Origin of the sequence: Corynebacterium sp., assembly GCF_030826625.1 — a bacterium.
GTDB lineage: Bacteria > Actinomycetota > Actinomycetes > Mycobacteriales > Mycobacteriaceae > Corynebacterium.
Genome location: NZ_JAPJNQ010000061.1, coordinates 1 through 12,853 on the forward strand (window position 1 = coordinate 1; position 12,853 = coordinate 12,853).

Consider the following 12,853-nt stretch of genomic DNA (forward strand, 5'->3'; position numbering starts at 1 on the left):
TGAGTATAAAGCCAAAGCGGAAGAAGAAGCAGCACGTATCGTCGAAGCTGGTAACAAGCAACTCGCTGCTAACCGGGAGCAAGTTGTTGCGGATCTGCGCTCGGATTTGGGCCAGAATTCCATCTCGCTGGCTGAGCGCTTGCTCGGCACGGAACTGTCGGATGCAACTAAGCAGTCCGGCACTGTTGATTCCTTCTTGTCCGAACTCGACAACGTGGCACCTGCCGCAAGGAAGTAGGCAAGCATGAAAGCAGCGAGCCGCGAAGCATTGCAGCAACTCTACGCAGCCATCGACGAGACCTCGTCTCAGTCCGATAACGCCGTAGAGGTTGACTCGCAGACCGGTTTGGAAATCTTCGAGGTCGTCGAAGCGATTGAAGGCGATCGGCCGTTGCGAGTTACGCTTGCCGATAACGCAGCACCTTCGGAGCAGCGAGTCGCATTGGCGGACGAGGTGTTTTCGAAACATCTCTCTGTTAGCGCTCTAACTGTCCTCAAGAAGGCTGCGGGCTTGACTTGGTCGAATCCACGCGATTTACGGTCTGGGCTTATCTTGGCTGCACGGCGCATTCTTTTGCGCGGAGCAGAGAGCAAGAACCAGCTGGAACAAGTTGAACATGAATTGTTCACCTTATCGCGTGTGCTCGATCGCGAAGGCGAGCTTTCAATGCTGTTGTCAGATCGACGCGTTCCGGCGTCGAAAAGGCGCTCTTTGCTTGCAGGTCTTCTCAAAGACAAAAACGTCACGATGTTCAGCGAAGCACTGGCGTTGCAAGCAGTTGGCCGGATCGAGAATGATCCAAGTAGCGACGTAGCAGCACTCGTTGATCAGGTTGCCGCACTGCGTGGGTGCAAAGTTGCCCGGATTGTCAGTGCTGGAAGCTTGACTGATGAGCAGAGCTCGGCTCTCGCCGAGAAACTTCGTACGATTTACGATCACCGGATGTCCATCCACAATGAGGTTGACCCCAGCCTCCTCGGTGGAGTGCGCATCCACGTCGGCAATGAGGTTATTGACGGCTCGACAAAGGCTAAACTGGAACGCATGCGTTCTGCGTTAGCAGCTGGATAGCCGTCCCGGGCACATTGCCACGTTTAGACGATCAATTTAAGTAATTGCTGGAAAATACAACCGAGAGCAGGAAGAACATGGCGGAGCTGACGATCTCCTCCGACGAGATCCGTAGCGCGATTGCGAACTACACCTCGAGCTATTCCGCGACGGCCTCCCGTGAGGAGGTCGGCGTGGTCATTTCGGCAGCCGACGGTATTGCCAACGTCTCTGGCTTACCGTCCGTTATGGCTAATGAGCTCCTGGAGTTTCCTGGCGGCGTTATTGGCGTCGCACAGAACTTGGACACCGACTCAATCGGCGTTGTTGTTCTGGGTAACTTCGAATCACTGGCTGAAGGTGATGAGGTTAAGCGGACCGGAGAAGTACTGTCCATCCCCGTCGGCGAAGATTTTCTTGGCCGCGTAATTAACCCCCTGGGTCAGCCAATTGACGGCCTAGGCGAAATTAAGTCCGACAAAGAGCGTGCACTTGAGCTGCAAGCCGCTGGCGTATTGGATCGCCAGCCGGTTGAAGAACCAATGCAGACCGGCATCAAGGCCATCGACGCGATGACCCCAATCGGTCGTGGTCAGCGTCAGCTGATTATTGGTGACCGTAAGACCGGTAAAACCGCTCTGTGTATCGACACCATCTTGAACCAGAAAGAAAACTGGGAGTCCGGAGATCCGGACAAGCAGGTGCGATGCATCTACGTAGCGGTCGGTCAAAAAGGTACCACCATTGCTGGTGTGCGCCGTACGCTTGAAGAGCACGGCGCACTGGAATACACCACCATCGTTGCTGCACCAGCTTCTGATGCCGCCGGCTTCAAGTGGCTGGCACCATTCTCCGGTGCAGCTTTGGGTCAGCAATGGATGTACGAAGGCAAGCACGTCTTGGTGATTTACGATGACTTGACCAAGCAGGCAGAAGCTTACCGTGCAATCTCGTTGCTGCTGCGTCGTCCACCAGGACGCGAAGCGTACCCAGGTGACGTTTTCTACTTGCACTCTCGTCTGCTGGAACGCGCAGCTAAGCTCAATGACGAGCTTGGTGCCGGCTCAATGACGGCGCTGCCGGTCATCGAAACCAAGGCGAACGATGTTGGTGCATTCATTCCTACCAACGTCATTTCCATTACTGATGGCCAGGTCTTCTTGCAGTCTGACCTCTTCAACCAAGGTGTCCGTCCCGCTATCGACGTGGGTATTTCTGTCTCCCGCGTCGGTGGTGCAGCACAGACCAAGGGAATGAAGAAGGTAGCCGGTAACCTCCGTCTGGATCTGGCTGCCTACCGCGACCTGGAAGCATTCGCGACCTTCGCTTCTGACCTTGACGCAGCCTCTAAACAGCAGCTGGAACGCGGTCAGCGTCTGGTTGAGCTATTGAAGCAGCCAGAGTCGAGTCCACAGAACGTCGAATTCCAGATCGTTTCGATCTGGCTCGCTTCCGAGGGTGCATTCGATAATGTTCCGGTCGAGGATACACGTCGCTACGAGACCGAACTGCATGAATACTTGCACGGTGAAGCTCCTCAGGTCTTTGAACAGATTCAGGGCGGCAAGCCATTGGATGACGACTCCAAGGCTGCTTTGCGCAAGGCGAATGAAGAATTTGCCAAGGGTTTCCAGACCACCTCTGGTGAGCCTGTGATCGAAAACCACGAGGAACCGCTCGAGGAATCCGAAGTGGAAAAGAACCAGCTCAACGTCTCCCGTAAAAGCGTCAAAAAATAGTAACCACGGTTACGAACATTGATCGCTTTCTAGAACACGAAAGAAGGGAGGGAAAGAAACCATGGCTACTCTTCGCGAATTGCGCGACCGTATCCGGTCAGTGAACTCTACGAAGAAGATCACCAAAGCTCAGGAGATGATCGCCACCTCGCGCATCAACAAAGCTCTGGCACGTGTCGACGAGGCACAGCCTTATGCTGACGAGATGAAAGAGGTAATGGAGCGTTTGGCGTCTGCGGCGACATTGGAACACCCAATGCTGCAACCGCGCGCCAAAGTAAAAACCGCTGCAGTGTTGGTCATTACTTCTGATCGTGGCATGTGTGGTGGTTACAACTACAACGTGCTGAAACGCGCTAATGAGTTGGAAAAACTCCTTGAAGAAAAGGGCTACGAGGTTAAGCGCTACGTCGCCGGCGGCAAGGGCGTTGATTTCTATCAATTCCGCGACGTCGACATCGCAGGGCAATGGACCGGTTTCTCCCAAGACCCAAGCATGGAAGCCACTCATGACATGCGCCAGCATCTCATTGAAGGTTTCCAAGCTAGCTCGGACGGCACAGCGCCATACCGTGACGGTGTCAACGTCTCAGAAGGCGAGGAACTGTTCGGTTTTGACACAGTGCACGTAGTTCACACTCAATTTGTGTCGATGCTGGTGCAAGAAGTCAACGTTCACCAACTTCTTCCAATCGAGCCTGTGTATCAGGATGAAGAAGTAATCGATGAAGACTTTGCCACCACACATGGCGAAACCGAAGCACAGATGGAGTTCGAGCCAGATCCAGAATCTTTGCTCGAGGCGCTGTTGCCGAAGTACGTTTCACGCATTCTGTACGCGATGCTTCTGGAGGCCTCGGCTGCTGAATCTGCCGCACGTCGTACGGCAATGAAGGCAGCGACTGACAACGCAAATGACCTGGTTAATGACCTGTCTCGCGTTGCCAACCAGGCTCGTCAGGCACAGATTACCCAGGAAATCAACGAGATCGTCGGTGGCGCTGGTGCGCTTGCCGGCAGCGGAGAAAGTGACTAAATCATGACTACAGCTCTTGATGAGCAGAACACGCAGGAAGGCAGCACCAACGCTGTCGGCCGCGTCGTGCGCGTCACCGGTGCGGTCGTCGACGTGGAGTTTCCACGTGGTGCGATGCCTGCTCTGTACAACGCGCTGACTGTCGAGGTCACCCTCGAGGCAGTCGCCAAGACCATCACGCTCGAGGTCGCACAGCACCTCGGCGACAACCTGATCCGTACTATCGCTTTGGCACCTACCGACGGACTCGTTCGTGGTGCCGAGGTCACCGACACAGGCAAGCCAATCAGCGTGCCGGTCGGCGATGCCGTTAAAGGCCACGTTTTCAACGCACTCGGCGAGTGCTTGGATGAGCCTGGTTTGGGGCGTGACGGTGAACAATGGGGTATCCACCGCGATCCACCACCGTTTGACGAATTGGAAGGTAAGACTGAGATTCTGGAAACTGGAATCAAGGTTATTGACCTGCTTACCCCGTACGTCAAGGGCGGTAAGATCGGCCTGTTCGGCGGTGCAGGTGTTGGTAAGACGGTTCTGATTCAGGAAATGATCACCCGTATTGCCCGTAACTTCTCCGGTACTTCCGTTTTCGCCGGCGTCGGTGAGCGTACCCGTGAAGGTACTGACCTCTTCCTCGAAATGGAAGAGATGGGCGTGCTGCAAGACACCGCTCTTGTCTTCGGCCAAATGGATGAGCCACCAGGGGTGCGTATGCGCGTTGCCTTGTCCGGCTTGACCATGGCGGAGTACTTCCGCGACGTCCAGAACCAGGACGTGTTGTTGTTCATCGACAACATCTTCCGCTTCACCCAGGCTGGTTCCGAGGTCTCAACCTTGCTCGGCCGTATGCCATCTGCCGTGGGTTACCAGCCAACGCTGGCTGACGAAATGGGTGTTCTCCAGGAGCGTATTACCTCTACCCGTGGTAAGTCGATTACTTCGTTGCAGGCTGTTTACGTCCCTGCCGACGACTACACCGACCCAGCTCCGGCAACCACGTTCGCCCACTTGGACGCAACGACTGAGTTGGACCGTTCCATCGCTTCGAAGGGTATCTACCCAGCGGTGAACCCACTTTCGTCGACCTCTCGTATTCTCGAGCCAGGAATCGTCGGAGAACGCCACTATGCCATTGCTCAGCGCGTGATCAACATTCTGCAGAAGAACAAAGAACTGCAGGACATCATCGCCATCCTGGGTATGGACGAGCTTTCTGAAGAAGACAAGGTCACTGTGCAGCGTGCCCGTCGTATCCAGCGTTTCTTGGGCCAGAACTTCTATGTTGCTGAGAAGTTCACCGGTCTGCCTGGTTCGACCGTTCCGCTCGAAGAGACCATTGATGCGTTCGAGCGCATTTGCGAAGGCGAATTTGATCACTACCCAGAAATGGCCTTTGACGGTTTGGGTGGCCTCGACGATGTCGAGGAAAAGTACAAGAAGATGAACGAGAAGTAGGAAGTAGGCGACACACATGGCTGAATTCACCGTGGAACTCGTCGCGGTCGACCGTAAGCTTTGGTCCGGCCAGGCCACCATGGTCACTGCTGAGACCACCGATGGTGAGCTCGGCGTGTTGCCTGGACACCAGCCCCTACTTGGTCAGTTGTTGGACAATGGTGTAGTTACCATCACTACCGACAACGGCAACCGCGTCGTCTTCGGCGTGCAGGGTGGTTTTCTGTCCGTTTCTAAGGAAAAAGTGACCGTTCTGGCTGACTGGGCGATTACTTCTGAAGAGCTGAATTCTTCTGTGATCGAGGAATTCGAAAACTCTGATGACGAGTACGTTCGCGCACACGGCGTCACAGCACGTCGTGCGCAGCGTCGCGCTGAGCTGGTCTAAGAGACCGGCCTGGGCCGGATTTATGGCCTGCTACAAAAGGGCTTTTCCCATGTTTGGGGAGAGCCCTTTTTGCGTCGGTTGGTATGTAGACGCGCGCAACCGACACTAACCGCCTAGGAATATAGTTCACCCCGCAAAGAGTGTAGTTTCATTTCACAAACTCACCTGCGCACACTAGAATGAGCAAAAATATCTTCTGTTTTTTAAGGTGGCAGCTTAATGCAGGGTTTTATTGGTAGCTTTCTACCGTGGTGCGGCTTATTTGCACTGGCATTTGTTGCGGGATTAGCCGCGTGGAAGTTTTTTACGCTGCGCTCGAAAGGTAACGCGGTTATTGCTCGCCGCCTGCCAGCAAAAGGCACACATGGTTGGCGTCACGGGAGAATAGTTTGTGATGGCCAGAAGCTGAACATGTATAAGCTTCGCTCTTTATCACCCTCTGCAGATGTGATACTCGAACGAAAAGAATTGACGCTGCACCGTCAACGTTCGGTTACAGATGCTGAGGGTTCTTTTATGTCTTCATCCCTTCAGGTATTGGAGATATCGACTTCAGATGATCATTTCGAATTAGCGGTTGACCATTCGACGGCCATGGCATTGACATCGTGGCTAGAGTCCGCTCCAGATAGTCGACAAGAACGTTATAACCCACAGCACCTGCGCTAGGGTAGTGGGCATGCGTTTAGTGATTGCCCGGTGTTCTGTTGATTATGTGGGGAGATTGGATGCACATTTGCCCGCAGCCGACCGTCTAATCATGGTTAAGGCGGACGGTTCGGTCTCTGTTCATGCAGACAACAAAGCCTACAAGCCACTCAATTGGATGACCTCGCCATGCACCCTAAAGGAATCTGCCATCACCGATATTGATGGCGAGGACACTTCAGAAAAACTCTGGGTGGTTGAAAACCCACAGGGTGAGCAGTTACGTATTACCTTGCACTCCATACACCACGACACCAGCCACGAGCTAGGGGAAGATCCCGGACTGGTGAAAGATGGGGTGGAAGCCCACCTGCAAGAGCTACTTGCGGAACACATCGCTACGTTGGGCGATGGCTATACTTTGGTCCGGCGCGAATACCCCACCGGAATTGGTCCGGTAGACATCCTTGCTCGTAATGCAGACGGTGAGACAGTTGCAGTCGAAATTAAACGCCGTGGCGGTATTGATGGTGTAGAACAGCTCACGAGATATTTAGAGCTGCTCAACCGCGACAGCCTTTTGGCCCCGGTACATGGAATCTTTGCGGCACAGCAGATTAAAGAGCAAGCAAAAACCTTAGCCCAAGACCGTGGAATCCGTTGTGTGACTTTGGACTATCAGGAGCTTCGCGGGCTAGAGAGCAACGAATTGCGGTTGTTCTAAATGGCTGTGAAGAAAAGACGTGCAGCCAAGGGCAAAAAGGCAGGCAAGGCACGGCGATCACAATACGTTCCATCGAGTATTCCGACCGATGGCGGTTCGTTGTTTGGCACGAAGGTTGTTGAGGGGCCGAGTTGGGATTTTGGACGTCCCTATGAATACCGTCAAATTGCAGCTGTGAAAGCCGTAAAATTTTATGTTTGTCCGGGATGCAACGTGGATATACCGCCCGGGGTGAGCCACATCGTGGCGTGGCCACGCGATTCTGGCGGCCAAGGCGAGGATCGACGGCATTGGCATACCCACTGCTGGCAGCGGCGCTGATGCTATACACGGCAGGTACGATACCCCGCGAAAACGGGTAGCCTGGGGTCTATGATTGTGGCTTTTTCTGTTGCACCTACCACCACGAATGAAACCGGTGAAATGTCGGAGGCCGTCGCCGAAGCGGTGCGCGTCGTGCGTGAGTCGGGGTTGCCGAATGAAACGAATGCGATGTTTACCCTCCTCGAAGGAGAATGGGACGAAGTTTTCGCCGTGGTGAAAAAGGCGACAGCGGCGGTAGAAGCAGTTTCGCCACGGGTGTCGTTGGTGATCAAAGCTGATATTCGGCGGGGTGTTACCGACGGGCTGCGTGCGAAAGTTGACGCTGTTAATCGGCACCTCGCAGAAGAGCCACGCCAGTAGGAGCGACGGAAACTTCGCAGTCTGGCCGCTAAAGGTCTATAACCAGACACCCGCTCATCCAGGACGAAACATATCAAATTTTTAGGAGGTACTACTTCCATGACTAATTCGCAGCAGCCTGGTCAACCAGGACAAGAGCCCGCACGTTTCGCCGCTTCTGCGGTTGATCTCGAGCAGTTGAAAAACCAAGCGCGCGCCACTGCGCCTGGTGTACAAACGCCTGGCGATCCGACGGCCGGAGCTGGCGAGGCTGGAAAACAAGCGGCACCAGCATCGTCCGGTGGCCAAGCCGGGAGTGCACCCGCCTATTTCGAGATCACCGACCAGAATTTTGAATCTGATGTGGTGCGCCGCTCCACCGAGGTTCCTGTCGTCGTCTTGTTAGGGACCTCGCGTGCTGCTGAATCCGATGAGATGAAAGCCAACTTGGAACAGCTGGTCACTGATTCGCAGCGCCTCGGCGCGGTCGTTTTCGGCTATGTCGATGCTGATAAGAATCCAGCGATTGCGCAGGCATTCCGTGTGGAGGCGGTTCCTACGGTTGTAGCTTTGGGGCAAGGCCAACCTTTAACGCAATTTCAAGGCGCGCAACCTGCAGATGTTCTGGCACAATGGCTTGATGCCTTGATTCAACAAATCGGGCCAAAACTTGCCGGTGCTAAAGCTACGATCGTCGACCCAGCGCAAGACTCAGCAGGTCAATCCGACAACGATGTCAGTATGGACCCGCGGCATGATGCAGCGGAGCAGGCACTGTCTGCCGGTGATTACGCACAAGCACGCGAGCATTACGATGCGATCTTGGCTGATGATCCTGCTGATAAACAGGCTAGCTTGGCGCTTAAAACAGTTGAAGTTATTGAACGATTCGATCCTGCTAACCGCAGCGGTGATGCTATTGCAGAAGCGGATGCAGCGGCAGACGACGTCGACAAGCAACTCGATGCTGCAGATGCTGAAGTGCTCGCGGGGGCACCGGACAAGGCGTTTGAGCGTTTGATCGAGACGATGAAAATAACCGTGGGAGATGACAAGGAACGTCTGCGTACGAGGGTGATCTCGTTGTTTGAACTATTTGACCCCGCTGATCCTCGTGTGAAGCAAGCCCGCACTAACTTAGCGAGTGCATTGTTCTAGGCTTCGTGCCCCGATTGCGAGCGCTTGCTTTAAGCTGGAGGTGACGACTTCTAGCCTGAGCAGCGTGTAGAAAGAGACTACTGAGATTATGACTTCGACGTCCGGATCCAACGAGCCAGTGGCCAAGCAGCCTGAGTTGAATAACGAGCCAGAGACTAATGCCGACTTGTTGATTGACTTCCGCGAAGTTGCACTACGTCGTGGTGGAAACCGCCTGGTCGGTCCGGTTAATTGGCAGGTGGAATTGGATGAGCGTTGGGTGATTGTTGGCCCCAATGGCGCCGGTAAGACTTCTTTGGTGCGCATGGCGTCGGCAGAAGAATTCCCTTCGCAAGGCACTGCCTTCGTGATGGGCGAGAAGTTCGGTGCCGCTGATATGCGGGATGTGCGCGCGATGGTGGGGATATCCTCGGCGGCTCTGGGCAACCGAATCCCTGCCGGTGAGCGTGTCGATGACCTGGTGGTTTCGGCAGGATATGCCGTGCTGGGCCGGTGGCGCGAAGATTACGAATCTCTTGATTTTGAGCGAGCCTACGATATTTTGGACCAAGTTGGCGCATTCCACCTGATGGAGCGCACTTGGGGCACGCTTTCTGAAGGCGAGCGTAAACGCGTGCTGCTTGCTCGTGCGCTGATGACTGATCCTGAACTTCTGATCCTGGACGAGCCTTCTGCCGGGATGGATCTGGGTGGTCGTGAAGATCTCGTTGGTTATCTTGGCGATCTGGCTATGGACCCGGATGCTCCTGCGATCGTGATGATTACTCACCACGTGGAAGAGATCCCGGAAGGATTTACTCACGCGATGCTGCTTGATGAGGGTGAGGTGGTTGCGCAGGGCTTGCTTGACGACGTATTGACCTCCGAGAACCTCACCAAGGCTTTCCATCAACCGATTCAGGTTGACCGACTGGGCTCGCGCTTTTTTGCTCGCCGCACTAGCCGGGGCCGTGGCTCGCATCGTGCGGGGTAGGTGCTTGGAAGTGACGAGCTGAAGCGATCAACTGAGGTGAATAGTTAATGCCAGAAATTCCGGCGCACGCGCAGTTCCACTGCCAGCACCCGTCTGATCGGATCGATGCGATCAATCCTGAGGAGATGACGGGCTTTCAAGGCGCACGATTGGCTGCGACGGTGCTGCTGGTGCGTGACGGTGCCCGGGGCCTGGAAGTTTTTGCCCAGGAGCGGGTATCGACAATGCAGCATTTTCCCGGCATTACGGTGTTTCCCGGTGGTGGGGTGGATCATCGGGATTTTCCTGCGCGATCATGGAATTCCGGCGAGCACTGGTGTGGTCCTTCGGCAGTGTCTTTGGCCCGGCGGATGGAAACCAATAAGTATAAAGCCCACGCCTTGGTTTTCGCGGCGGTGCGCGAGTTGTTTGAAGAAGCTGGCGCGCTGTTGGCTGTGCATGGCGATGGTTCGCCGATCACGAACGTCGCGCCGTACAGCTACGCGCGGCGGTGTTTGGAATCACATGAGATCGCGTTGTCGGATTTGATGCACAAGCATGATCTGAAGGTGCGTTCAGATTTGTTGCGGCCGTGGGCGCGCTGGGTGGGCAAGTCTGACCGTCGGCAGACGTGGTTCGATACTTTTTCTTTCGTAGCGCGGGTACCGAACGGTCAGCGCCCAGCGCCGGATCCTGGCGGGGAAGCTGACGATGCGAATTGGTTTTCCCCACAGTTGCTTCTCGACGGCTGGCGAGCGGGTTTGGTGCGCTTTGTCTTGCCGACGTGGGCGCAGCTGAACAAGCTTGCTGGGTGCAAAACAGTGGCAGATGTTATGCGCTGCGCTGACGATACTGTGATTCATCCCATCGTCGGCAAGGGGTGGGAAGATCCGGCGTATCGTGAGTTCTTGGAGTATCAACCGGCAGACCGGATTGGAAAGCTGATTTGAGGCTTGGTACACCCCAAAACCGACCGCCCTGTCTAGCTAATATAGACTAAGTGGTACAGTGGTCTGCCGTAGAAGTAAATACTGACACCGCGCTGGCCTCCAGAACTACGCTGGACGTGCACGCTGGAGCCATGTGAGCAGGGCGTGTATAAAAATGCACTAGCGCAGTAGAACAGCAGAACTACAGAACAACAAATTGGAACGCTAAAACAACAGGAAGGAAGGTGGCAGTGATGCCAACTATCGTGGCTCTGGTTAAAACTGTGCCGGATACGTGGTCGACAAAATCCTTGCGCGATGACGCGCGTTTAGATCGTGATTCCGTTGACGTCATCATTGATGAGATCAATGAATTTTCCTTGGAGCAGGCTTTGCGGGTGCGCGAAGAAGCCGCGAAAGCAGGAACTGATTACCAAGTTATAGCTCTGAGCATGGGGCCGGCACACCATGAGGAAGCATTGCGGAAAGCGATCGCGATGGGTGCAGATGATGCCGTGCATATCACCGATGAAGCTCTCGGCGGCAGCGATGCACTGGGAACAGCTTTTGCCCTGCACAGCGCTATTGAGACCATCGATGATGTGCAGCTGATCATCGGCGGAAATTACTCCTCCGATGGTTCTACCGGCACCGTTCCTGGCTTGTTGGCGGAATTTCAAGAAATCCCAGCACTGGCCGCTGTTCATGAGCTCAAGGTGGAAGCCGGGGTGATTACTGCGGCCCGAGAGGATAATCGTGGTAGTTGGCAGCTAGAAGCGGACCTACCGGCTTTAGTGACGGTGACGGATAAAGCCGCTAGCCCGCGTTTCCCGAAGTTTAAAGGCTTGCGCCAAGCTAAAAAACACGAGATTAAAACCGTCGACATTTCTGGAATTGAACTCGACGCCGATATGGTCGGTGCGGATAATGCGACGACGCGTGTGCTCAGCCACAACCAGCGCCCGCCACGCACGGCTGGCGAAGTAATCGATTCTGGCAGCCCCGAAGAGCAAGCTCGCAAGATCGCAGATTACTTGGCAAAAAATAACCTGATTTAGATTGATAGCGAGGGAGTAGTACTTAATGTCACAGGTATATGTACTGGTTGAGCACGAAAATGGTCACATTAAGCCAGTCACTAAAGAACTCATCGCTGCAGCACGGCGGCTGGGCTCTGTGCATGCAGTGGCCGTAAGCGCACCAGGCGCTTGCGATCAGGTGCCCGGAGAGCTTGCAGCGCTCGGCGTGGACAAGACTTACTGCGCTGAGGCATCAGATTATGAGCAGCGCCTGGTCATGCCAGAGGTCGAAGCGCTGTCAGCGGTTGCCGCGACGAACCCTGGCCCGATCGTAGTGGCATCTAGCGTGACTGGTAACGAGATTGTTGGGAGGCTGGGAGCACGCTTAGCCTCAGGCATTCTTGCCGACGTCATTGGCATAAACAACGACGGCTCAGCAGTGCACTCGATCTTCGGTGGCTCTGTCGAGGTTGTTGCCCAAGCAGAAGGGGATTGCCCGTTGTATAGCGTGCGCCCAGGTGCGGTGGAACCGGAAGCAGCGCCTGCGAACGTGGGTGGCGACGTCGTCAAGATCACCGTCGATGGTGCGGGTAAGAATGAGGTCCGCGTGGCTTCGTTTACCCCAGCCGTTGCAGGCGATCGCCCGGATCTGCTGCAGGCGAAAAACATCGTTGCTGGTGGCAGGGGTGTGGGATCTGCCGAGAACTTCAGTGCTGTTGTTGAGCCATTGGCAGATAGCCTTGGTGCAGCGGTCGGTGCAACTCGTGATGCCGTCGACGATGGCATGTACGCCCCAGCACATCAGATTGGACAGACTGGTGTCACTGTCAGCCCGAAGCTCTATATCGGTTTGGGCATTTCCGGCGCTATCCAACACCTGGTGGGCATGCAGACTGCAGAGCACATTATCGTCGTCAATCAGGATGCCGATGAGCCGTTTTTCAACATCGCCGACTTGGGCGTTGTTGGGGATTTGCACGAAATTGCCCCGGCATTGACTACAGAGCTGCGAGCCCGCGCTAATAGCTAGCGCATACACTCCGGCGTAGGATTGGGGCTATGACTTATCTCGATCATGCTGCGACAACACC

The 12,853-nt window shown here is 55.0% G+C and carries 14 protein-coding genes and 1 pseudogene; all 15 read left to right on the plus strand.

Annotated elements, in window-relative coordinates:
- A pseudogene (locus tag RCH87_RS07960) lies at positions 1-238 on the plus strand (F0F1 ATP synthase subunit B); the annotation flags it as partial.
- Between the two features lie 6 nt (positions 239-244).
- Positions 245-1,072: a F0F1 ATP synthase subunit delta gene (locus RCH87_RS07965; RefSeq protein ID WP_306516178.1), complete on the plus strand. Its 828-nt coding sequence runs from the start codon at positions 245-247 to the stop codon at positions 1,070-1,072.
- Between the two features lie 44 nt (positions 1,073-1,116).
- Complete coding sequence (gene atpA / locus RCH87_RS07970) at positions 1,117-2,790, plus strand: F0F1 ATP synthase subunit alpha (protein ID WP_306516179.1); 1,674 nt, start codon at positions 1,117-1,119, stop codon at positions 2,788-2,790.
- Between the two features lie 61 nt (positions 2,791-2,851).
- A complete protein-coding gene (locus RCH87_RS07975; RefSeq protein ID WP_306516180.1) occupies positions 2,852-3,826 on the plus strand; it encodes a F0F1 ATP synthase subunit gamma in 975 nt (324 codons plus the stop codon).
- 3 nt (positions 3,827-3,829) lie between these two features.
- Positions 3,830-5,281, plus strand: a complete 1,452-nt coding sequence (atpD, locus tag RCH87_RS07980) for a F0F1 ATP synthase subunit beta (protein ID WP_306516181.1) — start codon at positions 3,830-3,832, stop codon at positions 5,279-5,281.
- Positions 5,282-5,297: 16 nt separating this feature from the next.
- Positions 5,298-5,669, plus strand: a complete 372-nt coding sequence (locus RCH87_RS07985; protein WP_306516183.1) for a F0F1 ATP synthase subunit epsilon — start codon at positions 5,298-5,300, stop codon at positions 5,667-5,669.
- Positions 5,670-5,888: 219 nt separating this feature from the next.
- Positions 5,889-6,338, plus strand: coding sequence for a DUF2550 domain-containing protein (locus RCH87_RS07990; protein WP_306516184.1), 450 nt, complete (start codon positions 5,889-5,891; stop codon positions 6,336-6,338).
- A 10-nt stretch (positions 6,339-6,348) separates the two neighbouring features.
- A complete protein-coding gene (gene nucS, locus RCH87_RS07995; protein WP_306516185.1) occupies positions 6,349-7,041 on the plus strand; it encodes an endonuclease NucS in 693 nt (230 codons plus the stop codon).
- The gene (locus RCH87_RS08000; RefSeq protein ID WP_306516186.1) at positions 7,042-7,362 is read left to right on the plus strand and encodes a hypothetical protein; all 321 of its coding nucleotides are present in this window, start codon (positions 7,042-7,044) and stop codon (positions 7,360-7,362) included. It abuts the gene before it with no gap.
- Positions 7,363-7,413: 51 nt separating this feature from the next.
- Positions 7,414-7,725: an MTH1187 family thiamine-binding protein gene (locus tag RCH87_RS08005; protein ID WP_306516187.1), complete on the plus strand. Its 312-nt coding sequence runs from the start codon at positions 7,414-7,416 to the stop codon at positions 7,723-7,725.
- A gap of 99 nt (positions 7,726-7,824) precedes the next feature.
- A complete protein-coding gene (locus tag RCH87_RS08010; RefSeq protein WP_306516188.1) occupies positions 7,825-8,862 on the plus strand; it encodes a tetratricopeptide repeat protein in 1,038 nt (345 codons plus the stop codon).
- Between the two features lie 88 nt (positions 8,863-8,950).
- Positions 8,951-9,835, plus strand: coding sequence for an ABC transporter ATP-binding protein (locus RCH87_RS08015; RefSeq protein WP_306516189.1), 885 nt, complete (start codon positions 8,951-8,953; stop codon positions 9,833-9,835).
- A gap of 47 nt (positions 9,836-9,882) precedes the next feature.
- On the plus strand, positions 9,883-10,764 hold the full coding sequence (locus RCH87_RS08020; RefSeq protein ID WP_306516190.1) for an NUDIX domain-containing protein: 882 nt from the start codon (positions 9,883-9,885) through the stop codon (positions 10,762-10,764).
- Between the two features lie 233 nt (positions 10,765-10,997).
- Complete coding sequence (locus RCH87_RS08025; protein ID WP_306516191.1) at positions 10,998-11,801, plus strand: electron transfer flavoprotein subunit beta/FixA family protein; 804 nt, start codon at positions 10,998-11,000, stop codon at positions 11,799-11,801.
- 25 nt (positions 11,802-11,826) lie between these two features.
- On the plus strand, positions 11,827-12,792 hold the full coding sequence (locus RCH87_RS08030) for an electron transfer flavoprotein subunit alpha/FixB family protein (protein ID WP_306516192.1): 966 nt from the start codon (positions 11,827-11,829) through the stop codon (positions 12,790-12,792).
- Positions 12,793-12,853 lie beyond the last annotated feature (61 nt).